The organism is Scandinavium hiltneri (genome assembly GCF_024764835.1).
GTDB classification, from domain to species: domain Bacteria; phylum Pseudomonadota; class Gammaproteobacteria; order Enterobacterales; family Enterobacteriaceae; genus Scandinavium; species Scandinavium hiltneri.
This window is the reverse complement of record NZ_JALIGE010000070.1, coordinates 29,783-52,781: the sequence shown is the minus strand read 5'-3', so window position 1 is coordinate 52,781 and position 22,999 is coordinate 29,783. Positions and strand designations below refer to the sequence as shown.

Genomic DNA, 22,999 nt, shown 5'->3' with positions numbered 1-22,999 from the left:
ATTTCGACCCTTGTTTTAACCTTCTTTTAACTCCCTACTTACCCTGCGGTTATTTTTTAAACCCTCAATGCTGCCAGGGGCGTATTCCGCTTGCTATGACTTCCGCGTTTCGCCTATTATTCTGCGGGCATAATAATAATTCTCGTTTACGTTATCATTCACTCAATATCATCAGAGAACAATAATGGCGCGTCTCAACACTGCTCAGCCAATGAATACCTCACTGCGCAAGCTCGCATGGGTAGTAGCCACAGCGGTTAGCGGCATGTCTGTCAACGCACAGGCGGCAACACAACCGAAGGAAGAAACCCTGACTGTGACGGCCGCCCCTGCGGCGCCGCAGGAAAGCGCGTGGGGCCCAGCGGCTACTGTCGCAGCCAAACATTCCGCCACCGCCACGAAAACCGACACCCCAATTGAAAAGACCCCGCAGTCGATTTCAGTTGTGACGCGTGAAGAAATGGACATGAAGCAGCCGACCACGGTGAAACAAGCACTGGCCTATACGCCAGGCGTTTTCGCCACGCGCGGCAGCTCCAATACTTATGATGTGGTGTCGATTCGCGGTTTCACCACCTCGTCCACGGTCAACACCAACCAGTACCTCGACGGCATGAAGCTTCAGGGTGATAACTACTCTGAAATGTCGATGGACCCGTATTTCCTGGAGCGTGTGGAAGTGATGCGCGGCCCGGTTTCCGTTCTGTACGGAAAAAGTAACCCGGGCGGTATCGTCAGCATGGTCAGCAAGCGTCCGACCACAGAGCCGTTAAAAGAAATTCAGTTCAAAATGGGTACTGACAACCTGTGGCAGACCGGTTTTGACTTCAGCGATGCGATTGACGACGACGGCGTGTGGTCTTACCGCCTGACCGGTCTGGGCAGCAGCCAGAATGCGCAGCAGGAAATGGTGAAATCCACCCGCTATGCGATTGCACCGTCCTTTAGCTGGCGCCCGGATGACAAAACCGACTTCACCTTCCTGAGCAACTTCCAGAGCGATCCGGATGCCGGTTACTACGGCTGGCTGCCGCGCGAAGGAACGGTCGTGCCGTACCACGACGCGAATGGCAACGAGCACAAGCTTCCAACCGACTTCAACGAAGGCGAATCGGATAACAAAATGGCGCGCCGTCAGAAGATGGTGGGCTACAGCTTCTCTCATGAATTCAACGACACCTTCACCGTGCGCCAGAACCTGCGCTACGCTCAGGTGAATACTCTGTACCGCTCTGTTTATGGCAACGGCTACATTGCGCCGGGCCAGATCAGCCGCGCGTATGTGCGTTCCGATGAAAACCTGAACAGCTTCACCGTTGATAACCAGCTGCAGTCCAAATTTGCCACTGGCGAAGTGGATCACACGCTGTTGACCGGTGTGGACTATATGCGTATGCGTAATGACATTGATGCTGACTATGGTTCAGCCGATCCGATCAGCATGGGCAACCCGCAGTACGGCGATCCGAACATTAAGGTGACATTCCCTTATGCGGTGCTGAACCGTCAGGAACAGACCGGTTTGTACGTGCAGGATCAGGCGGAATGGGATAAGTGGGTGCTGACGCTGGGCGGTCGCTATGACTTCGCGAAAACGTCTACCCTGACCCGTTCGTCAAATACCACGGCGGAAGTTAACGATCATCAGTTCACCTGGCGCGGTGGCCTGAACTATCTGTTCGACAACGGTATTTCCCCATACTTCAGCTACAGCGAATCCTTCGAGCCGATTTCCGGTGCCACCAAAGAGGGCAAACCGTTTGATCCATCGAACGGTAAGCAATATGAAGCGGGCGTGAAGTACGTGCCGAAAGACATGCCGGTTGTCCTGACGGCGGCGGTGTATCAGCTGACCAAAGATGGCAACCTGACGGCAGACCCGAGTGCGCCGACCAGCGGATTCAGCGTGCAGGGTGGCGAAATTCGTTCCCGTGGCGTAGAGCTGGAAGCGAAGGCTGCGGTGAATGCCAACGTCAACGTGACGGCGTCTTATACCTACACCGATGCGGAATACACGCACGATACCTGGTATGAAGGCAAACGTCCGGCAGAGATCCCACGTAACATGGCTTCTCTGTGGGCGGATTACACCTTCCACGAAACCGCGCTCAGCGGTCTGACGATCGGCGCGGGCGGACGTTACATCGGCAACACCGTCAGCTACTACTCAGCGAACTCGCCTAAGGCGTATGAATCGTTCAATGTGGCAGGTTATGCGCTGATGGACGCGACCGTGAAATACGATCTGGCACGCTTCGGTCTGCCGGGATCGTCGGTGGGTGTGAACGTTACCAACCTGTTCGATCGTGATTACGTCTCCAGCTGCTACAGCGAATACGCGTGCTACTGGGGCGCAGAGCGTCAGGTTGTGGCAACAGCCACCTTCCGTTTCTAATCTCCTCTTTGGGCACGGTTCGCCGTGCCCTTTTGACAAGTTGGCCGCTATGCAGGACACCACAACTCATACCGACACCACGTTCGCCCTGAACGATGTCACCTTTCGTGTGCCAGGCCGTACGCTGCTGCACCCGCTTTCGCTGACCTTTCCACCGGGAAAAGTGACCGGCCTTATCGGTCATAACGGTTCAGGTAAATCCACGCTGTTAAAAATGTTGGGCCGTCACCAGCCGCCCTCTGAAGGCGATATTTTGCTGGACGGGCAGCCGCTGGAGAGCTGGAACAGCAAAGCGTTTGCCCGCAAGGTGGCCTATCTGCCTCAGCAGTTACCGCAGGCAGAAGGAATGACGGTTCGCGAGCTGGTGGCGATTGGCCGCTATCCGTGGCATGGTGCGTTGGGGCGATTTGGCGCAGCGGACCGCGAGAAAGTGGAAGAAGCGATTTCGTTGGTGGGACTGAAACCGCTGGCCCATCGCCTGGTGGACAGTCTTTCCGGCGGCGAACGCCAGCGCGCGTGGATTGCGATGCTGGTGGCGCAGGACAGCCGTTGTCTGCTGCTGGATGAACCGACGTCGGCGCTGGATATTGCCCATCAGGTCGACGTCCTGGCGCTGGTGCATCGTCTCAGCCAACAGCGCGGGCTGACGGTGATTGCGGTGCTGCATGACATCAACATGGCGGCGCGCTACTGCGACTATCTGGTGGCGTTGCGCGGTGGCGAAATGATTGCCCAGGGCACGCCGGAAACGCTGATGCGTGGCGAAACGCTGGAAAAAATTTACGGAATTCCGATGGGGATCCTGCCGCATCCGGCGGGTGCTGCCCCGGTAAGCTTTGTTTATTGATGAATGATTCCCTCTCGATAAGCCGTCGTCGTTTATTGACGGCTATGGCACTGTCTCCGCTGCTCTGGCAGATGAAAAGCGCGCACGCCGCGACGGTGGATCCGCACCGCATCGTGGCCCTCGAATGGCTGCCGGTGGAACTGCTGCTGGCGCTGGGCGTAATGCCGTATGGCGTGGCCGACATTCCCAATTACACCCTGTGGGTGAACGAACCGGCGCTGCCTGCGTCGGTGATTGACGTTGGCTTGCGTACCGAACCTAATCTCGAACTGCTGACCGAAATGAAACCGTCGTACATGGTGTGGTCGGCAGGTTATGGTCCGTCGCCAGAAAAACTGGCGCGTATCGCCCCGGGCCGCGGTTTCAATTTCAGTGACGGCAAACATCCGCTGGCGAATGCCCGCAGGTCGCTTGTGGAAATGGGCCAGTTGCTGGGCATGGAAAACCAGGCTCACGCGCATCTCAACCATTTCGATGAATTTGTGGCGCAGCATAAACCGCGTTTTGCCGCGCGCGGCGAACGACCTCTGCTGATGGTAACGTTGCTCGATGCCCGTCATGTACTGGCCTTCGGTCCGAACTGCCTGTTCCAGCAAATCCTTGATGAGTACGGGATAGTGAATGCCTGGCAGGGCGAAACCAACTTCTGGGGCAGCCAGGTGGTCGGCATCGACAAACTCGGCGAGTTTAAAGATGCAGACGTTATCTGTTTCGACCACGGCAACGAAGCCGACATGCAAAAACTGATGGCCACGCCGCTGTGGCAGGCGATGCCGTTTGTGCGTCAGCAGCGCTTCCAGCGCGTGCCCGCCGTGTGGTTCTACGGTGCGACGCTGTCGGTGATGAATTTTATCCGTATTCTCGATAACGCGTTGGGAGGCAAGGCATGAGCCAGCGCATCGCGCGTTTCCCGGTATTCATTCTCTGCGTGCTGTTTATCGCTTCGGCGTGGCTGAGCTGGCATAACTTTAACGTGGCGCTGCCGCGCGGGCAGTGGCGGGAAGCGCTGTGGCAGCCGAACGTCGATAGCATCCGTCAGATGCTGTTCCACTACAGTTTGCTGCCGCGCGTGGTTATCTCGCTGCTCGTCGGCGCCGGGCTTGGGCTGGTCGGCGTCCTGTTCCAACAGGTTTTACGTAATCCACTTGCTGAACCGACGACGCTTGGCGTCGCCACCGGCGCACAGCTTGGCATCACGGTAACCACGCTGTGGGCCGTTCCGGGCGCATTCTCAACGCAGTTTGCGGCACTGGCGGGGGCCTGTGTGGTCGGCGCGTTGGTGTTTGGCGTTTCCTGGGGCAAGCGTTTGTCGCCAGTGACGCTGATCCTCGCCGGGCTGGTGGTGAGCATGTACTGCGGCGCGGTGAACCAGCTACTGGTGATTTTCCATCACGACCAGCTGCAAAGCATGTTCCTGTGGAGTACCGGCACGCTGACGCAAACCGACTGGAGCGTAGTGCAGCATCTTTGGCCGCAACTGCTCGGCGGCGTGATGCTCACACTTCTGCTGCTGCGCCCGTTAACCCTGATGGGACTCGACGACGGCGTGGCGCGCAATTTGGGCCTGGCGTTGTCATTGGCCCGCCTCGGGGCGCTGACGCTGGCGATTGTTATCAGCGCGCTGCTGGTGAATGCGGTGGGTATTATCGGCTTCATCGGCCTGTTCGCGCCGCTGCTGGCGAAAATGCTCGGCGCGCGACGTTTGCTTTCGCGTCTGATACTGGCCCCGCTGATTGGGGCACTGATCCTCTGGCTTTCTGACCAGCTTATTTTGTGGCTCTCACAGGTGTGGATGGAAGTCTCTACCGGCTCCGTCACCGCGCTGATTGGCGCCCCGTTGTTGCTGTGGTTGCTGCCGCGTCTGCGCAGCATTAGCGCTCCGGCGATGGATGCGGGCGATCGCGTGGCGGCTGAACGCCAGCGGGTGCTGGTGTGGGCGTTGGCCGGTTGTGGTGTGTTGCTGATTGGTATGCTGGCTGCGCTGTCGCTCGGGCGGGATGCTCAGGGCTGGCACTGGGCGACGGGCGATTTACTGAATGCACTGATGGAGTGGCGTGCGCCGCGAATTCTGGCGGCGCTGATTGCCGGGATCATGCTGGCGGTTGCGGGCTGTATTATTCAACGCCTGACCGGCAACCCGATGGCGAGCCCGGAAGTGCTGGGTATTTCCTCCGGTGCTGCGTTTGGCGTGGTGTTGATGCTGTTCTTCGTGCCGGGTAATGCCTTTGGCTGGCTGCTGCCGGCGGGCAGCCTGGGTGCGGCGGTGACGCTGATGATTATCCTGATAGCCTCCGGTCGGGGCGGATTCTCTCCGCACCGAATGCTGCTGGCCGGGATGGCGCTCAGTACCGCGTTTACGATGCTGCTGATGATGCTGCAGGCGAGTGGCGATCCGCGCATGGCGCAGATCCTCACCTGGATTTCCGGTTCTACGTATAACGCGTCGTACGAGCAGGTGCTGCACACCGGACTGGTGATGATTGTGTTGCTGGCGCTGACGCCGCTGTGTCGGCGCTGGCTGACGATACTGCCGCTCGGGGGTGACACTGCCCGCGCGGTGGGCATGGCGCTGACTCCGACGCGCATGGCGCTACTGCTGTTAGCCGCCAGCCTGACGGCGACGGCGACAATGACCATTGGTCCGCTGAGCTTTATTGGCCTGATGGCGCCGCATATCGCGCGGATGATGGGTTTTCGCAGGACGATGCCGCACATGATTCTGTCTGCTCTGGTGGGGGGGATTATGTTGGTTATTGCTGACTGGTGCGGACGGATGGTGCTGTTCCCGTACCAAATCCCGGCCGGTCTGCTGTCGACGTTTATCGGCGCACCGTACTTTATTTATCTGCTGAGGAAGCAGAGCCGGTGATTTTCCCCGGTGGTGCTTCGCTTACCGGGGCGACAAGTTGTAGGCCGGGCAAGCAGAGCGCCGCCCGGCATCCAGCTCTACAGTTTGGCAAACACCTTACGCGCCGCGTCGATGGTGTTGTTGATATCCTGCTCGGTATGCGCCACGGACATAAAGCCCGCTTCGAACGCTGACGGTGCCAGATAAACGCCTTCTTCCAACATCAGATGGAAGAATTTCTTGAAGCGTTCCACATCGCATTTCACCACGTCCTGATAGCAGGTTACGGTTTTTGCGTCAGTGAAGAAGATGCCGAACATCCCGCCCACATTATTCACGACCAGCGGGATCCCTGTATCACGCGCAGCGCGCAGCAGGCCTTCCGCTAACTGGTTGGTCAGGCTGGTCAGGGTTTCGTGAATACCCGGCTGGGCGACTTCCGTCAGACAGGCGTAGCCGGCAGCCATCGCAATCGGGTTACCGGACAGCGTTCCCGCCTGGTAAACCGGACCGGTTGGCGCCAGCGCGTCCATCACTTCGCGGCGGCCACCAAAGGCACCAACAGGCATCCCGCCACCAATGATTTTGCCCAGACAGGTCAGGTCCGGAACCACATCGTAGTAATCCTGAGCGCCAGCCAGGGCAACTCTGAAGCCGGTCATCACTTCATCGATAATGAACAGCGCGCCAAATTCGTCACACAGCGCGCGCAGACCCGGCAGGAAGTCTGGCTGCGGTGGAATGCAGTTCATGTTGCCCGCAACAGGTTCGACGATAATGCAGGCGATATCCTGCGGATACTGCTCGAACGCTTCACGCACGGACGCCAGATCGTTATAGGTACAGGTCAGCGTGTGTTTGGCAAAATCCGCCGGAACGCCCGGGGAGTTTGGCTGGCCGAGGGTCAGCGCACCGGAACCGGCTTTCACCAGCAGGCAGTCGGCGTGGCCGTGATAGCAGCCTTCGAATTTGATGATTTTGTCACGCCCGGTAAAACCGCGCGCCAGGCGGATGGCGCTCATGGTCGCTTCCGTACCGGAGTTAACCATACGCACCATGTCCATGGTCGGCACCAGCTCGGTCACCAGCGCCGCCATTTTCACTTCCATTTCTGTTGGTGCGCCGAAACTCAGTCCGCGCGATGCCGCTTCAATTACCGCGTTACGAATGGCCGGGTGGTTATGGCCGAGCACCATCGGACCCCAGGAACCGACGTAGTCGATGTAGGCTTTACCATCCACATCGTACAGATACGCGCCGTCGGCACGTTCGACAAACAGTGGGGTACCGCCCACGCCGGTAAAGGCGCGGACCGGCGAGTTGACACCGCCGGGGATCAGTTCGCGTGCCGCACTGTAGAGATTCTCAGATTTGCTCATTCGAGGTTCCTGGTTCGTAGAAAGCATGTTAGCCGACTATTCTAATTTATTCCCGGAAGGTTATGAAAGTTTTGCCCAATTGAAACAATGTAATAATGAAGGAATTTTAACGCGACGTACCGCCTTCGGGTGGTTACAATGCAATTCGCAATTTGTCCTACCAATTAATGATAATGGCATGAAAGCAGAAACTCCCTCTTTTGAATCACAGCAAATCGTTCGATTGCGCCGCGGGGATGCGGTACGCCGTTTAGTTCGCAGGGATAAAACACCGTTAGCCATCCTGTTGATGGCCGCACTGGTTGGCACTTTAGCCGGCCTGGTGGGTGTCGCTTTTGAAAAAGCCGTGAACTGGGTGCAAAACGTGCGCATCGGTACGTTGGCGCAGGTGGCGGATCACTGGTTTTTAGTTTGGCCGTTGGCCTTTATTCTTTCCGGGCTGCTGGCGATGGTCGGCTACATCCTGGTGCGCCGTTTCGCGCCGGAAGCGGGCGGGTCAGGGATTCCTGAAATCGAAGGTGCGCTCGAAGAGCTGCGTCCGGTTCGCTGGTGGCGCGTCATTCCGGTGAAATTTATTGGCGGCATGGGTACGCTGGGGGCCGGAATGGTGCTCGGTCGTGAAGGCCCTACAGTGCAACTTGGCGGCAATATTGGCCGCATGGTGCTGGATATCTTCCGTTTGCGTACCGCAGAAGCGCGTCACTCGCTACTGGCAACCGGTGCGGCCGCAGGTCTGGCCGCGGCGTTTAATGCTCCTCTGGCGGGCATTCTCTTTATCATCGAAGAGATGCGCCCGCAGTTCCGCTACAACCTGATTTCGATTAAGGCCGTTTTCATTGGCGTTATCATGTCCAGCGTAGTGTTCCGTATCTTCAACGGTGAAACCGCCGTCATTGAGGTTGGAAAGCTCGCGAATGCGCCAGTAAACACCCTGTGGCTGTATCTGGTGCTGGGGATGATTTTCGGCTGCGTCGGACCGCTGTTTAACAACCTGGTGCTGCGTACACAGGATATGTTCCAGCGTATTCACGGCGGCGATATCAAGAAGTGGGTGTTGATTGGCGGCCTGCTCGGCGGTATCTGCGGCGTGCTCGGCCTGATTGAGCCGGAAGCGGCAGGCGGTGGGTTCAACCTCATTCCTATCGCGGCGGCGGGGCATTACACCGTCGGCCTGCTGATGTTTATCTTTATTGCGCGCGTCGTGACGACGTTACTGTGCTTCTCGTCGGGTGCGCCTGGCGGCATTTTTGCCCCGATGCTCGCACTCGGCACGCTGCTCGGTACCGCATTCGGCATGGCGGCAACGGCGTGGTTCCCGCATTATCATCTGGAGCCGGGCACCTTTGCCATCGCTGGAATGGGCGCGCTGTTCGCGGCATCTGTGCGTGCGCCGCTGACCGGTATCGTGTTAGTTCTGGAAATGACAGACAACTATCAGCTCATTTTGCCAATGATTATTACCTGTCTTGGCGCAACACTATTAGCCCAGTTTCTGGGCGGGAAACCGCTGTACTCCTCGATTCTGACCCGTACTCTTGCGAAGCAGGAAGCCGAAAAAGCAGAGAAAGAGGAGAAAGAAAAACAGGCCGTCGGGGAGAATACTTGAACGATTTAGTCAGGTATTGGATAATGAGCAAAAGACCTGGCGAGACTTTAGCCAGTGCGAATTAACCGGAGTGTGAAATGAGTGATGACGTAGCGCTGCCTCTGCAGTTTACTGATGCGGCCGCCAGCAAAGTAAAAAACCTGATTGCGGATGAAGAGAATCCGAACCTGAAACTGCGCGTCTATATCACCGGCGGTGGTTGCAGCGGGTTCCAGTACGGCTTCACTTTTGACGATCAGATTAACGATGGTGATATGACCATTGAGAAAGAAGGCGTCGGCCTGGTCGTTGACCCGATGAGCCTGCAATATCTGGTGGGTGGTTCGGTGGATTACACCGAAGGTCTGGAAGGTTCGCGTTTCATCGTGACCAACCCGAATGCCAAAAGCACCTGTGGGTGCGGTTCCTCTTTCAGCGTTTAAGTTCTGGAATGCTGAAACAAAAAAGCCGTGTCATCGACACGGCTTCAGACTGATGACAAACCTAAAACGTTTGAGATACGAACAGATCGCACCAGATAAATAACAGGAAAATCAATTCATTGATTTTCGGCTGATGACCACAAAGAAGGAAAAACCACGCTTTTTCCTTCTTTGTCAGCAATCTAAAGCCGTGTCATCGACACGGCTTTTTGCTATCTGGAGTTCTCGTCTAAGGCGAAGGTCGGAAGCTTCAGGTGCCAGTGGATCGCCGCAAGGCGAATCACGAGCGTCACCAACATGCCGAGCATGGCCGCGTTCTCCAGCGGTATTCCGAAGGTGAAATACGCGGTAGCGTGCACGATCCCACCCAGAATACAGGCGGTGGCGTAGATTTCGGTCCGCAGGATCATCGGCACTTCGCGCGCCAGAACGTCACGGATAATCCCGCCGCCGACGCCCGTTATCACGCCCATGCAGATAGCGACCAGCGGGCCGGTTCCGGCAATAAACGCTTTGTTCACGCCGATACCGACAAACACCGCGAGGCCGACTGCATCCAGCACCGGCAATATCCATTTCGGCAGGCGACGCGGCTGACGCACCAACAAAATGGTCAACATGCTGGTGACCATCGCCACCACCAAATCGGTGGGATCTTTTACCCAGAATACCGGGCCGTGCGCCAGCGCCATATCGCGGATCGTTCCGCCGCCCACTGCAGTCACCACGCCGAGCACCAGTACGCCAAATGGGTCCATACGTAGCTTACCGGCCAGCAGAACCCCGGAAATGGCAAATACGGCGGTACCCACGATATCCAGCCAATAGACAAGCATTGATGCGTTTCCCGTTAATTGACCTGCGCCATTGCGGTGCAGAGTTGTTTCGCGGCGAGGATAATACGCGGGGAGGCGCGTTCAAACCAGTCGCTGTTTACGGGAATAACCGGAATTTTGAGCTGACTCCCCCAGAACTGCTGAATTTTTGTCACTTCAGTGTCGCCTCCGGCGGTGATAATCAGCTGAGGCTGCCGGGCGAGCACCTGTTCGCGGCTAACCTGTGGCCACGGAACGCGGCTGGTAGCAAAAATATTCGCTCCCCCGCAGGCCTCTATCACTTCGTTCTGAATCGAGTTTTTATTGCTGGTAAATAACGGATTAGTGCCAAATTGCAAAAATGCCGTTTTTTTCTGGCGGTGAGCATATTCTTGCTTCAGCGCGGCGAAATCATGGCGCAACGACTGCGCTGCCTGTTTCGCCTGTTCGGGTGCTGGACTCCAGGCCGCCAGCTGCTGCAACGCGTCAGCAATGTGCTCCACGCTGCCGGTCTCTACCCACACCACTTTAATGCCCAACGCGCTCAGCTGGTTCACCTGTCGCTCGGCATTGCCGTCGCGCCATGCCAGCACGACATCGGGCTTGAGCGCCACGATGCGTTCCAGATTTATCCCCTGCCAGCTGGCGATTTCTTCGATATTGGACGCTTGCGGAGGATAATCAGAAAAGCTGCTCACGCCCACCGGGGTAATACCCGCGGCGAAAGCCAGTTCAGTATTGGCAGGGGAAAGCGTTACCACCCTCGGCGCGGCTATCAGCCACGCCGGAAAGGTCAACAGCAGGGCGAAAAGGCCCGATGTCAGGCCGTTACGCATTCGCCAGGTTCTGGACCAGCGTTTCGACCATCAGGGTCGACTGTTTAGCGGCGACGGCGAGGAACTCATCAAAGCTCAGGTGCGACTGCTGATCGGCGACGTCAGAAATGGCGCGAACAACAACGAACGGCACGCCGAAGTTATGACAGACGTGTGCGATAGCGGTGGCTTCCATTTCCACGGCAACCGCCTGCGGGAAGTTGTGGCGGATTTTCGCCAGACTGACGGAACCATTAATGAACGCATCGCCGCTGACGATAAGCCCACGTACGGCGTTCAGGTTAAGCTGTTTGATGCAATTTTCTGCTGCTTCAATCAGTTTCGCATCAGCTGCGAAGCCTGCCGGGCAGCCCGGTAGCTGGCCGTATTCATAGCCAAATGCGGTGACGTCGGCATCGTGGTAGCGCGCTTCATCGGAGACGACGATATCGCCCACTTTCAGCGTAGGGGCCAGGCCGCCTGCGGAACCGGTGTTAATGATGACGTCTGGTTTGCAGCGTTCGATCAGCAGGGCGGCACCCATCGCGGCAGCCACTTTGCCGATCCCTGATTTCAGCAGGGCAACGTCAACGCCATTCAGCTGGCCGGTGTAAATTTCGCTCCCGCCGATGGTGATAGTCTGACGGTTCTGGATTTTGTCACGCAGTAGCGTCACTTCTTCTTCCATTGCACCAATAATGCCGATTTTCATAGATTTACTCGCGATGTGATGGGTTTAAAGGCATAGTTTATCATGGAGCACGCATTTCCGGACCGGGAGAGGCTATGGCCACAATTGATTTTCGCACAAAGATAAACTGGCGTCGGCGTTACCGCTCGCCGCAGAGCGCCGCGACGGAACATGAAATCCTGCGGATCTTCGAAAGTGATCGCGGGCGCATCGTCAATTCCCCGGCTATTCGTCGGCTGCAGCAGAAAACTCAGGTCTTCCCGCTGGAACGCAATGCGGCGGTGCGCACGCGGCTGACGCACTCTATGGAAGTTCAGCAGGTCGGGCGCTATATCGCTAAAGAAGTGCTGAGCCGCCTGAAGGAGCGTAAGCTGCTGGAGGCATACGGGCTGGATGAACTGACCGGGCCGTTCGAAAGTATCGTCGAGATGGCCTGTTTGATGCACGATATCGGCAATCCGCCGTTTGGGCATTTTGGTGAAGCGGCGATTAACGACTGGTTTCGCCAGCGCCTGTGGCCAGCGGATGCAGCCAGTCAGCCATTAAGCGACGATCGTTGCCTGGTCGGCACGCTGCGTCTGCGCGATGGGGAAGATACCCTGAATGAACTCCGTCGTCGGGTGCGCCAGGATCTCTGCCAGTTTGAAGGCAACGCCCAGGGTATTCGCCTGGTACATACGTTGATGCGTATGAATCTCACCTGGGCGCAGGTCGGCTGTATTCTGAAGTACACGCGTCCTGCATGGTGGCGAGGCAAGCCGCCAGAAAGTCACAGCTATTTAATGAAGAAACCTGGCTATTATTTCGCCGAAGAGGCCTATATTGCGAGGTTACGTAAAGAACTCGATTTAGCCCCTTACAGTCGCTTTCCATTGACGTGGATTATGGAAGCTGCCGACGATATTTCTTATTGCGTGGCCGACCTGGAAGACGCCGTTGAGAAACGCATTTTTAGCGTGGAGCAACTTTATCAGCATCTGCATGACGCGTGGGGCACGCACGCAAAAGGTTCGCTGTTCTCACAGGTTGTCGAAAACGCCTGGGATAAATCTCGGGCTAATACCTTAAGTCGCAGTACAGAAGATCAGTTCTTTATGTATTTGCGGGTGAATACGCTGAATAAGCTGGTGCCTTACGCCGCGCAGAGATTTATCGATAACCTGCCGAAGATATATACCGGGGATTTCAACCACGCTCTACTAGAAGACGAAAGCGATTACAGCCAGCTACTTGAATTATATAAAAACGTCGCCATTAAACAGGTATTCAGTCATCCTGACGTTGAGCAACTGGAATTGCAGGGATACCGCGTGATTAGCGGGCTGCTGGACATCTACCAGCCGCTACTGAAATTATCGCTCGCGGATTTTAACGAGCTGGTGGAAAAAGAACGCTTGCGCCATTTGCCGATTGAAAGTCGTCTGTTTCAGAAACTGTCGACGCGACATCGTCTGGCGTACGTTGAAGCGGTAAATAAAATCCCGCGTGACGCCACCGAATATCCGTTGATGGAGTACTATTATCGCTGTCGTTTGATTCAGGATTATATCAGCGGCATGACCGATCTCTATGCCTGGGATGAATACCGCCGCTTGATGGCTGTGGAATAACGCGAAAGTTTTGTAAAGACGGACAATATTTTTTTACTTTTTCCAGAAACTTAAATCCGGAACTTAGCGTTATAAATTGAATCTGACAGTCACATACACAGCAACTTTTGCTTTATCTGACATTTAGAGATTACGAGATATGAAAAAAACAACGTTAGCAATGAGTGCACTGGCTCTGAGTTTAAGTCTGGCCCTGTCCCCGCTGTCTGCATCGGCCGCGGAAACGGCTTCTTCCTCCACGACTGCCCAGCAGATGCCAAGCCTGGCACCGATGCTGGAAAAAGTGATGCCTTCCGTTGTGAGCATTAACGTGGAAGGGAGCACCACGGTGAATACCCCGCGTATGGGGCGTAACTTCCAGCAGTTCTTTGGTGATAACTCCCCGTTCTGCCAGGACGGTTCGCCTTTCCAGAACTCTCCGTTCTGTCAGGGCGGTGGACAAGGTGGTCCAGGCGCGCCTGGGGGTAACGGTGGCTCCCAGCAAGAAAAATTCATGGCGCTGGGTTCTGGCGTAATCATTGATGCGGCGAAAGGCTATGTGGTTACCAACAACCACGTGGTGGATAACGCCAGCACCATCAAAATTTCCCTGAGCGATGGCCGCAAATTTGATGCGAAAGTGGTGGGTAAAGATCCTCGCTCTGACATCGCGCTTATCCAAATTCAGGATCCAAAAAATCTGACTGCGATTAAACTCGCCGATTCCGATGCGCTGCGCGTCGGTGACTATACCGTCGCTATCGGTAACCCGTTTGGCCTCGGCGAAACCGTGACGTCCGGTATCGTTTCGGCGCTGGGTCGAAGTGGCCTGAATGTTGAAAACTACGAAAACTTTATCCAGACCGATGCGGCCATTAACCGCGGTAACTCCGGCGGTGCGCTGGTGAACCTCAACGGTGAGCTTATCGGGATTAACACCGCGATCCTTGCTCCGGACGGCGGCAACATCGGTATCGGCTTCGCTATCCCAAGCAACATGGTGAAAAGTCTGACCGAGCAGATGGTTAAATACGGCCAGGTGAAACGTGGCGAGCTGGGCATTATGGGTACCGAATTGAGCTCTGACCTCGCGAAAGCGATGAAAGTTGATGCTCAGCGCGGCGCATTCGTAAGCCAGGTGCTACCGAACTCCTCCGCGGCGAAAGCGGGTATTAAAGCAGGTGATGTGATCACCTCGCTGAACGGTAAACCAATCAGCAGCTTCTCCGCGCTGCGTGCTCAGGTTGGTACCATGCCTGTTGGCAGCAAGATTGAGCTTGGCCTGGTTCGTGATGGCAAACCGGTAAATGTGTCTCTCGAACTGCAGCAGAGCAGCCAGACTCAGGTTGACTCCAGCAGCATTTTCAACGGTATTGAAGGCGCTGAGATGAGTAACAAAGGCGCAGACAAAGGCGTGGTGGTGAGTAACATCAAACCGGGTACTCAGGCGGCGCAAATTGGCCTGAAAAAAGGTGATGTGATCGTGGGCGCCAACCAGCAGCCGGTGAAAAACATTGCTGATCTGCGTAAGCTGCTTGAAAGCAAACCGAGCGTCCTGGCGCTGAATATTCAGCGTGGCGACAGCACTATCTATCTGTTAATGCAGTAATCTCAAGCGCCCTTCTCCGTACGGAGGAGGGCGCTTTTCTTTTCCCGCATCAACGTTATGGATACGCGCGGCGGATTATCGGCAGCGGTGACCGGGAGCGTATTGGCGAATTGCACCTAGGCGGTGACTTATTTTCCTCGGGTTAACTTCTCGAGATCGGATTCGATTTCGCTGATCTTATTGGCAACCACGCTTTCGAGATGGCGCAGGTCGTCGAGGATCTTACGTTTCAGATCCACTTCGGTGCGATCGCGTTTGCAGATCTGATCCAGCTCATCGATCACATAGCGCAGGTTCGGGCTGATTTCCTGCACTTCTTTGTAACCCTGACCTACACCGTCTGCCACTACCGTTTTGCGCTGACGCGGATATTTGAACTTCACGCTTTTCGCGAAAAACTCGCCTTTATCCTTATGAAAATAGATTTTCAGGATATCGTTGTTGGCTTCCTGCCGGAGGCTGTAACGATCGATTTCATCAGGATTGGTAATGCCCAAACTTTTCAGATTGTCGTACATAGCGGTTCCTTCGGTTAAACATAACCTTTGAATAATTAACGGAAAAATCATTTTCCGCCAGCGTCAGATATAAAAAAAGCGGGGTTGCCCCCGCTTTTTTCCAGACTGATTTAGTCGATGGTGCGCAGCAGTTCGTTAATGCCGACTTTGCCGCGCGTTTTCGCATCCACTTTCTTCACGATAACCGCGCAGTACAGGCTGTATTTGCCATCTTTTGAAGGCAGGTTTCCGGAAACGACAACCGAGCCCGCAGGTACGCGACCGTAGAACACTTCGCCGGTTTCACGGTCGTAAATTTTGGTACTCTGGCCGAGGTAGACGCCCATCGAAATCACGGACCCTTCTTCAACGATAACGCCTTCTACCACTTCGGAACGTGCGCCGATGAAGCAGTTGTCTTCGATGATGGTTGGGTTAGCCTGCAGTGGCTCGAGCACGCCACCGATACCTACGCCACCAGACAGGTGAACGTTTTTACCGATCTGCGCACAGGAACCCACAGTCGCCCAGGTATCAACCATGGAGCCTTCGTCGACGTAAGCGCCGATGTTGACGTAGGACGGCATCAACACGGTGTTACGTGCAATGTATGCGCCCTGGCGAACGGCTGCCGGTGGCACCACGCGGAAACCTTCTTTCTGGAAACGCGCTTCGTCGTAGTCGGCGAATTTCATCGGGACTTTATCGAAGTAGCGGCTTTCCGCTCCGTCGATAACCTGGTTATCGTTGATACGGAAAGAGAGCAGTACAGCTTTCTTCAGCCACTGATGCGTAACCCACTGGCCGTCAATCTTTTCCGCTACGCGCAGCGCGCCGGAATCCAGCAGGGAAATAACCTGGTTAACCGCTTCGCGGGTAACGGTATCTACATTCGCCGGAGTGATGTCGGCACGGCGCTCAAAAGCGGACTCAATAACGTTCTGTAACTGCTGCATTGTTAAACTCTTTCCATTAAAAAAAACACACTACCCTTTATCGTTTGGATTGAGGGCCGCTGTCAACCGCTGTTGTACTTCTTGCTGAAGCACATTATTAAGAGCACGCCGGTCGGCTGTCGCGATTATAAATAAATCTTCTACTCGTTCACCAATGGTCGTAATTCTCGCCCCGTGGAGCGAAATGCCGAGGTCCGAGAAGACCTGGCCGACGCATGCCAGTAAACCCGGCTGGTCGAGCGCAATCAGTTCGAGGAACGATTTTCTGTCGGTATGTGTCGGCAGGAAATTGACCTCGGTATCGACGGTAAAATGACGCAGTTTCGCTGGCTGACGACGTGGGGCAGGGGCCTGCCACGAATGCTGAGTGATGGCCTGTTCAAGGCCGTGACGAATGGCTTCATGCCTGTCGCCGGACAGTGGACTGCCGTCGGGTTCGAGCACGATAAAGGTGTCCATCGCCATCCCGTCGCGGGTGGTAAAAATTTGTGCGTCGTGCACGCTGAGATTACGGCGGTCCAGTTCAGCGCAAACGGCGGCGAACAGATACGGACGGTCCGGGCTCCAGATAAATATTTCCGTACCGCCGCGTGTCGCCTGCGGGCTCAGCAGGATCATCGGATCGTTCAGGTCGTGTTGAAGCAGATGACGGGCATGCCACGCAAGCTGGTTTGGCGTGTGGCGTACAAAGTAGTTGGCCCGACAGCGTGCCCAAATATGATGCAGCGCCTCTTCGTCGATATTGTCCATCCGCAGCAGGGCTAACGCCTGAAGCTGATGATGGCGCACGCGTTCGCGCATGTCAGGCGTGTTCTGCATTCCACGGCGCAGCTGTTTTTCGGTGGCGAAATAGAGTTCACGCAACAGGCTCTGCTTCCAGCTATTCCACAGCGTTTCGTTGGTGGCGCAGATATCGGCGACGGTCAGGCAGACCAGATACCGCAGGCGGTTTTCGGTTTGCACTTCTTCGGCGAACTGTTTGATGACTTCCGGGTCCTGAATATCACGGCGTTGGGCGGTGACGGACATCAGTAAATGATGACGTACCAGCCATGCAACAAGCTGTGTTTCGCGTGAGTTCAGCCCGTGCAGTTCTGCAAATTTGAGGATGTCCTGAGCGCCAAGCACTGAGTGATCGCCTCCGCGGCCTTTGGCGATATCGTGGAACAGCGCGGCAATCAGGATCAGTTCCGGGTGATTAAGACGCGGCCACAGTTCGACACAGAGCGGATGGCGTGAACGCGTTTCCTCTTTGGCGAAGCTTTCCAGCTTTAGCAGCACGCGAATGGTGTGTTCATCGACGGTATAGGCGTGGAACAGGTCAAACTGCATCTGGCCGACAATGTGTGACCATTGCGGCATGTACGCCCACAGCACGCTGTGACGGTGCATTGGCAGCAGCCCCCGGCTGACGGCGCCCTGGTGACGTAACATGCTCAGGAACAGCTCGCGCGCTTCGGGGATGTAGCACAGCGGCTGTTGCAGATGACGGCGAGCATGGCGCAGATGCCGCAGCGTCGTCGAGTAAATACCGGTAATGCTGCTGTTGCGTACCATGATGTGGAACATGCGCAGAATTGCCTGCGGCTCGCGCATGAACAGGGTATCGTCGCGCAGGTCGATGAGCGTGCCGCGCAGCTGGAAATCGTCATCGATCGGGCGCGGCTTTTCATCGGCGGTCAACGCGAGGATCGCTTCATCAAACAGCTGGAGTAGCATCTGGTTGAGCTCGCCCACTCGGCGGGTGACGCGATAGAAATCCTTCATCATTTGCTCAACCGGCTGATTGCCTTCGCCGCTGTAGTTGAGCCGTTGGGCCACGTTCAGCTGGCGATCGAACAGCAGACGGTTGTCGTAGCGGTTAATTTCCAGATGCAGCGCAAAACGGATACGCCACAGCAGGTGTAAGCACTCGTTCAGCTCGTTGCGTTCAGCTTCGGTCAGGAAGCCAAAGCCGACCATTTCATCCAGCGAGGTCGCGCCAAAATGACGACGCGCCACCCATTGCAGGGTGTGGATATCACGCAGGCCGCCGGGGCTACTTTTGATATCAGGCTCGAGGTTGTAGCTGGTGCCGTGATAGCGCTGGTGGCGACCGTTTTGTTCTTCGACTTTAGCGGCAAAAAACTTTTCCGATGGCCAGAAGCCTTCGCTGAAAATATGCTTTTGCAGCTCGAGAAAGAGGGTAACGTCGCCAATCAGCAGGCGTGATTCAATCAGGTTAGTGGCGACAGTGAGGTCAGAAAGCCCCTCCAGCAAACACTCTTCGAGGGTGCGCACGCTGTGGCCGACTTCGAGTTTGAGATCCCACAGCAGCGTCAGCAACTCCCCAATTTTCTGCGCCAGCTCGTCGGGCAATTTTTTGCGGCTGAGGATGAGTAAGTCGATATCAGAAAGCGGATGCAGTTCGCCGCGGCCATAGCCACCCACGGCAACCAGCGCCGCATCTTCGATGTCACCAAAACCGTAATGCAACCACAGACGCTGGAGCATCTGATCGATGTATTCCGTACGGGCGGTCATCAGCTGTTCGGCAGATGTGCCGCTGTCGAAGGCGTCACCTAGCCAGCGCTGGAACGCATCGAGACGCGCCTTGATACTGGCGCAGTTCAGCTCCGCGTCTTCCCAACTGACCGGGTTTTCCGGCTGGCCTGGCAGAACAGGTAAGGCTGTGTCAGATAAGAAATTGCTCATCGCGCCACCCATAAGAAAAAACGATTACCTGTTAAAAATCGCCGGGAGCGATTTTAACGTCGCTTGCGGCGGCCCGAAGGGTGGCGGGCAGGACGCCCGCCATAAAAAAGCCGACTCGCGCCGGCTTTTCATCATTCGTTGTGCGAGATTATCGCCGGGATAGTGTCATCCTTGCGTAACGTCATTATTTCGCAGCCGTTATCTGTCACCACAATAGTATGCTCGTACTGTGCAGACAAGCTCCGGTCTTTGGTTTTCACCGTCCAGCCGTCTTTCATGGTGCGGATACGGTAATCACCAGAGTTGACCATCGGCTCGATGGTGAACGTCATCCCGGCCTGAAGTACTACGCCGCCGTCATCAGCATCATAGTGCAGAACCTGCGGTTCTTCATGGAACACGCGGCCAATGCCGTGCCCGCAATACTCACGCACGACGGAGAAACCTTCCGCTTCGGCAAACTTCTGAATTGCTGCACCCAGCGTGCGAAGACGGATACCCGGCTTCACCATACGTAGGGCGAGATACAGGCTTTCCTGAGTCACACGGCACAGACGTTCGCCGAGGATGGTCGGTTTGCCGACGATGAACATTTTGGAGGTATCGCCGTGGTATTCGTCTTTAATGACGGTCACGTCGATGTTAACGATGTCGCCATCTTTCAGCAGCTTTTCGTCATCCGGAATACCGTGGCACACCACTTCATTAATAGAGATGCACACGGATTTCGGGAAGCCGTGATAGCCCAGGCAGGCGGAGACCGCATGCTGAGTATTAACAATGTAATCGTCACAGATACGATCCAGCTCGCCGGTGCTGACACCTGGCTTGATGTACGGTTCGATCATTTCAAGCACTTCGGCAGCCAGACGGCCCGCCACGCGCATTTTTTCAATTTCTTCTGGGGTCTTAATAGAGATAGCCATGAATTCTGTCCATCGAGGCCGATTTATCGGCAATACTAGTGTAAGTGCTGACAATGGTAACAGCCGTCGCTATCGACTGCCAAATTGAGAATCATTACAGCGCTTCACACCAACATTTATTGGTTTCCACTCGCAATTTATGGTATAAAGCGCGCCGAACTTCCATTCCGTTTGATATACACAGAAACGGTCTGGCAGCGACAAATCTCACATTGTGTAATAACACACACGTATCGGCACATACGCCGGGGTGCCCTTCGGGGTCGGTCGTATGGGATACGTGGAGGCATAACCCCAACTTTTATATAGAGGTTTTAAACATGGCAACTGTTTCCATGCGCGACATGCTCAAGGCTGGTGTACACTTCGGTCACCAGACCCGTTACTGGAACCCGAAAATGAAGCCTTTCATCTTCGGCGCGCGTAACAAAGTTCACATCATCAACCTTGAGAAAACTGTACCAATGTTCAACGAAGCTCTGGCTGAACTGAACAAGATCTCCTCTCGCAAAGGTAAGATCCTGATCGTTGGTACCAAGCGCGCAGCAAGCGAAGCGGTAAAAGAAGCGGCTCTGAACTGCGATCAGTTCTTCGTGAACCATCGCTGGTTGGGCGGTATGCTGACTAACTGGAAAACCGTTCGTCAGTCTATCAAACGTCTGAAAGACCTGGAAACTCAGTCTCAGGACGGCACCTTCGACAAGCTGACCAAGAAAGAAGCGCTGATGCGCACTCGTGAACTGGGCAAGCTGGAAAACAGCCTGGGCGGCATCAAAGACATGGGCGGCCTGCCGGACGCACTGTTTGTTGTCGATGCAGACCACGAGCACATCGCTATCAAAGAAGCAAACAACTTGGGTATCCCAGTATTTGCTATCGTTGATACTAACTCTGATCCAGATGGCGTTGATTTCGTTATCCCGGGTAACGACGATGCAATCCGTGCAGTTAGCCTGTATCTGAATGCCGTTGCTCAGACCGTACGTGAAGGCCGTTCTCAGGATCTGGCTTCCCAGGCGGAAGAAAGCTTCGTAGAAGCTGAATAATAAGGTTTAGCCCTTATTAGTACCGAGTATGGATAGGGGCCCTCTTAAGCGGCCCCTTTTTCACTTTTATAACCGTTTGGCCCCACGCCGGGCGGTTTCAATTTCCCGAGGATTTTAGAATGGCTGAAATTACCGCCTCCCTGGTTAAAGAGCTGCGTGAACGTACTGGCGCAGGCATGATGGATTGTAAAAAAGCCCTGACTGAAGCGAATGGCGACATCGAGCTGGCAATCGAAAACATGCGTAAATCCGGTGCTATCAAAGCAGCGAAAAAAGCAGGCAACGTTGCCGCTGACGGCGTGATCATCACTAAGATCAATGGCAACTACGGCATCATTCTGGAAGTTAACTGTCAGACTGACTTCGTCGCTAAAGACGGCGGTTTCCAGGCTTTCGCTAACAAAGTTCTGGATGCAGCAGTTGCTGGCAAAATCACTGACGTTGAAGTTCTGAAAGCACAGTTCGAAGAAGAGCGTGTTGCTCTGGTTGCGAAAATCGGCGAGAACATCAACATCCGTCGCGTTTCTGCTCTGGAAGGCGAAGTGCTGGGTAGCTACCTGCACGGTGCCCGCATCGGTGTTCTGGTTTCAGCTATTGGCGCGAGCGAAGAGCTGGTTAAGCAAGTTGCAATGCACATCGCAGCAAGCAAGCCAGAATTCGTAAACCCAGAAGACGTGTCTGCTGACGTGGTAGAAAAAGAATACCAGGTACAGCTGGATATCGCGATGCAGTCCGGTAAGCCGAAAGAAATCGCAGAGAAAATGGTTGAAGGCCGCATGAAGAAATTCACCGGCGAAGTTTCTCTGACCGGCCAGCCTTTCGTGATGGAACCAAGCAAGACCGTTGGCCAGTTCCTGAAAGAGAACAACGCTACCGTGACTAACTTCATCCGCTTTGAAGTGGGCGAAGGTATCCAGAAAGTTGAGACTGACTTCGCAGCAGAAGTTGCTGCAATGTCCAAGCAGTCTTAATTATCGACAAGAAGCCGCCTGAGGGCGGCTTCTTTTTGAGCCCCATTAAGTAAAAATTAGTCAGGCTCCTATTGGCTTGCACTGATGCGCGACATATCCTTGTCGCCAGAATTTACCCCTTTCAAACGTTGACAGTCCCAGGAAAGAAATATGGCTACCAATGCAAAACCCGTCTACAAACGCATTCTGCTGAAGCTCAGTGGCGAAGCACTGCAGGGAACTGAAGGCTTCGGTATCGATGCCAGCATTCTCGATCGTATGGCGCAGGAAATTAAAGAACTGGTCGAACTGGGGATCCAGGTCGGTGTGGTGATTGGTGGTGGTAACCTTTTCCGTGGTGCGGGTCTGGCAAAAGCGGGTATGAACCGCGTTGTGGGCGACCACATGGGCATGCTGGCAACCGTCATGAACGGCCTGGCTATGCGTGATGCGCTCCATCGCGCCTATGTGAACGCCCGCCTGATGTCCGCCATTCCGCTGAATGGCGTGTGTGACAACTACAGCTGGGCAGAGGCTATCAGCCTGCTGCGTAATAACCGCGTAGTTATCCTCTCCGCCGGTACCGGTAACCCGTTCTTCACCACTGATTCCGCAGCGTGCTTACGCGGTATCGAAATTGAAGCGGACGTGGTACTGAAAGCCACCAAAGTTGACGGCGTATTTACCGCTGACCCGGCAAAAGATCCTTCTGCGACAATGTACGATCAGCTGAGCTATGCTGAAGTACTGGATAAAGAGCTAAAAGTGATGGATCTTGCCGCGTTCACGTTGGCTCGTGATCATAAACTGCCGATTCGTGTGTTCAACATGAACAAAGCAGGCGCGCTGCGTCGCGTGGTGATGGGTGAAAAAGAAGGCACACTGATCACTGAGTAATACCCGTCAGTGAGAAA

The 22,999-nt window shown here is 55.2% G+C and carries 19 protein-coding genes; 11 read left to right on the top strand and 8 right to left on the bottom strand.

All coding sequences use genetic code 11. From position 1 onward, the window contains the following. The first annotated feature begins 184 nt into the window (after positions 1-184). Genes fhuA through fhuB form a run of 4 tightly spaced genes read left to right on the top strand, consistent with a single transcriptional unit; the run spans position 185 to position 6,111 of the window. Positions 185-2,395, top strand: coding sequence for a ferrichrome porin FhuA (gene fhuA, locus MUU47_RS06130; RefSeq protein ID WP_258987307.1), 2,211 nt, complete (start codon positions 185-187; stop codon positions 2,393-2,395). A 49-nt stretch (positions 2,396-2,444) separates the two neighbouring features. Beyond that, positions 2,445-3,242: a Fe3+-hydroxamate ABC transporter ATP-binding protein FhuC gene (gene fhuC / locus MUU47_RS06125; protein ID WP_258987306.1), complete on the top strand. Its 798-nt coding sequence runs from the start codon at positions 2,445-2,447 to the stop codon at positions 3,240-3,242. Then, a complete protein-coding gene (gene fhuD / locus MUU47_RS06120) occupies positions 3,242-4,132 on the top strand; it encodes a Fe(3+)-hydroxamate ABC transporter substrate-binding protein FhuD (protein WP_258987305.1) in 891 nt (296 codons plus the stop codon). Before fhuC ends, fhuD begins: the two co-directional genes overlap by 1 nt. Beyond that, the gene (gene fhuB, locus MUU47_RS06115; RefSeq protein WP_258987304.1) at positions 4,129-6,111 is read left to right on the top strand and encodes a Fe(3+)-hydroxamate ABC transporter permease FhuB; all 1,983 of its coding nucleotides are present in this window, start codon (positions 4,129-4,131) and stop codon (positions 6,109-6,111) included. The genes fhuD and fhuB overlap by 4 nt, the downstream gene beginning before the upstream one ends. Positions 6,112-6,188: 77 nt before the next feature. On the opposite strand, the gene hemL is transcribed toward fhuB, so the two are convergent. After that, positions 6,189-7,469 (bottom strand): glutamate-1-semialdehyde 2,1-aminomutase, encoded by a 1,281-nt coding sequence (gene hemL / locus MUU47_RS06110; protein ID WP_258967830.1) that lies wholly within the window; start codon positions 7,467-7,469, stop codon positions 6,189-6,191. 178 nt (positions 7,470-7,647) lie between these two features. On the opposite strand from hemL, the gene clcA reads away from it, so the two are divergent. Both clcA and erpA read left to right on the top strand, forming a co-directional pair. Continuing rightward, positions 7,648-9,075 carry a H(+)/Cl(-) exchange transporter ClcA gene (clcA, locus tag MUU47_RS06105; protein ID WP_258987302.1) on the top strand — a complete coding sequence of 476 codons (1,428 nt, stop codon included), beginning with the start codon at positions 7,648-7,650 and terminating at the stop codon, positions 9,073-9,075. 77 nt (positions 9,076-9,152) lie between these two features. Next, a complete protein-coding gene (gene erpA / locus MUU47_RS06100; RefSeq protein ID WP_110510828.1) occupies positions 9,153-9,497 on the top strand; it encodes an iron-sulfur cluster insertion protein ErpA in 345 nt (114 codons plus the stop codon). Positions 9,498-9,709: 212 nt separating this feature from the next. Here erpA and MUU47_RS06095 read toward each other — a convergent pair whose 3' ends face one another. Genes MUU47_RS06095 through mtnN form a run of 3 tightly spaced genes read right to left on the bottom strand, consistent with a single transcriptional unit; the run spans position 9,710 to position 11,839 of the window. Beyond that, positions 9,710-10,333: a TRIC cation channel family protein gene (locus MUU47_RS06095; protein WP_159770924.1), complete on the bottom strand. Its 624-nt coding sequence runs from the start codon at positions 10,331-10,333 to the stop codon at positions 9,710-9,712. A gap of 14 nt (positions 10,334-10,347) precedes the next feature. Further along, positions 10,348-11,148, bottom strand: a complete 801-nt coding sequence (btuF, locus tag MUU47_RS06090) for a vitamin B12 ABC transporter substrate-binding protein BtuF (protein ID WP_258987301.1) — start codon at positions 11,146-11,148, stop codon at positions 10,348-10,350. Further along, positions 11,141-11,839, bottom strand: a complete 699-nt coding sequence (gene mtnN / locus MUU47_RS06085) for a 5'-methylthioadenosine/S-adenosylhomocysteine nucleosidase (protein WP_258987300.1) — start codon at positions 11,837-11,839, stop codon at positions 11,141-11,143. Before mtnN ends, btuF begins: the two co-directional genes overlap by 8 nt. A 74-nt stretch (positions 11,840-11,913) precedes the next feature. Between mtnN and dgt the strand changes: the two genes are divergently transcribed. Both dgt and degP read left to right on the top strand, forming a co-directional pair. Next, entirely contained in the window at positions 11,914-13,428 is a 1,515-nt protein-coding gene (dgt, locus tag MUU47_RS06080; protein ID WP_258987299.1) for a dGTPase, read from the top strand. A gap of 139 nt (positions 13,429-13,567) precedes the next feature. Beyond that, positions 13,568-15,016: a serine endoprotease DegP gene (degP, locus tag MUU47_RS06075; protein WP_258987298.1), complete on the top strand. Its 1,449-nt coding sequence runs from the start codon at positions 13,568-13,570 to the stop codon at positions 15,014-15,016. A gap of 128 nt (positions 15,017-15,144) precedes the next feature. On the opposite strand, the gene MUU47_RS06070 is transcribed toward degP, so the two are convergent. The 4 genes from MUU47_RS06070 to map all read right to left on the bottom strand — a co-directional run bounded on the left by MUU47_RS06070 (position 15,145) and on the right by map (position 20,089). Then, positions 15,145-15,534: a DUF3461 family protein gene (locus MUU47_RS06070; RefSeq protein ID WP_258987297.1), complete on the bottom strand. Its 390-nt coding sequence runs from the start codon at positions 15,532-15,534 to the stop codon at positions 15,145-15,147. Positions 15,535-15,644: 110 nt separating this feature from the next. Then, positions 15,645-16,469 carry a 2,3,4,5-tetrahydropyridine-2,6-dicarboxylate N-succinyltransferase gene (gene dapD, locus MUU47_RS06065; protein WP_052285401.1) on the bottom strand — a complete coding sequence of 275 codons (825 nt, stop codon included), beginning with the start codon at positions 16,467-16,469 and terminating at the stop codon, positions 15,645-15,647. 30 nt (positions 16,470-16,499) lie between these two features. Then, positions 16,500-19,163 (bottom strand): bifunctional uridylyltransferase/uridylyl-removing protein GlnD, encoded by a 2,664-nt coding sequence (gene glnD, locus MUU47_RS06060; protein WP_258987296.1) that lies wholly within the window; start codon positions 19,161-19,163, stop codon positions 16,500-16,502. A 131-nt stretch (positions 19,164-19,294) separates the two neighbouring features. Continuing rightward, entirely contained in the window at positions 19,295-20,089 is a 795-nt protein-coding gene (gene map / locus MUU47_RS06055; RefSeq protein WP_125352687.1) for a type I methionyl aminopeptidase, read from the bottom strand. Positions 20,090-20,409: 320 nt separating this feature from the next. Here map and rpsB point away from each other — a divergent pair, with 320 nt between their 5' ends. From rpsB to pyrH, 3 genes are all read left to right on the top strand, one after another. Then, the gene (rpsB, locus tag MUU47_RS06050; RefSeq protein ID WP_110510838.1) at positions 20,410-21,135 is read left to right on the top strand and encodes a 30S ribosomal protein S2; all 726 of its coding nucleotides are present in this window, start codon (positions 20,410-20,412) and stop codon (positions 21,133-21,135) included. A gap of 119 nt (positions 21,136-21,254) precedes the next feature. Then, a complete protein-coding gene (tsf, locus tag MUU47_RS06045) occupies positions 21,255-22,106 on the top strand; it encodes a translation elongation factor Ts (protein ID WP_258987295.1) in 852 nt (283 codons plus the stop codon). A gap of 150 nt (positions 22,107-22,256) precedes the next feature. Further along, positions 22,257-22,982 carry a UMP kinase gene (gene pyrH, locus MUU47_RS06040; RefSeq protein ID WP_110510840.1) on the top strand — a complete coding sequence of 242 codons (726 nt, stop codon included), beginning with the start codon at positions 22,257-22,259 and terminating at the stop codon, positions 22,980-22,982. The last annotated feature ends 17 nt before the right edge of the window (positions 22,983-22,999 follow it).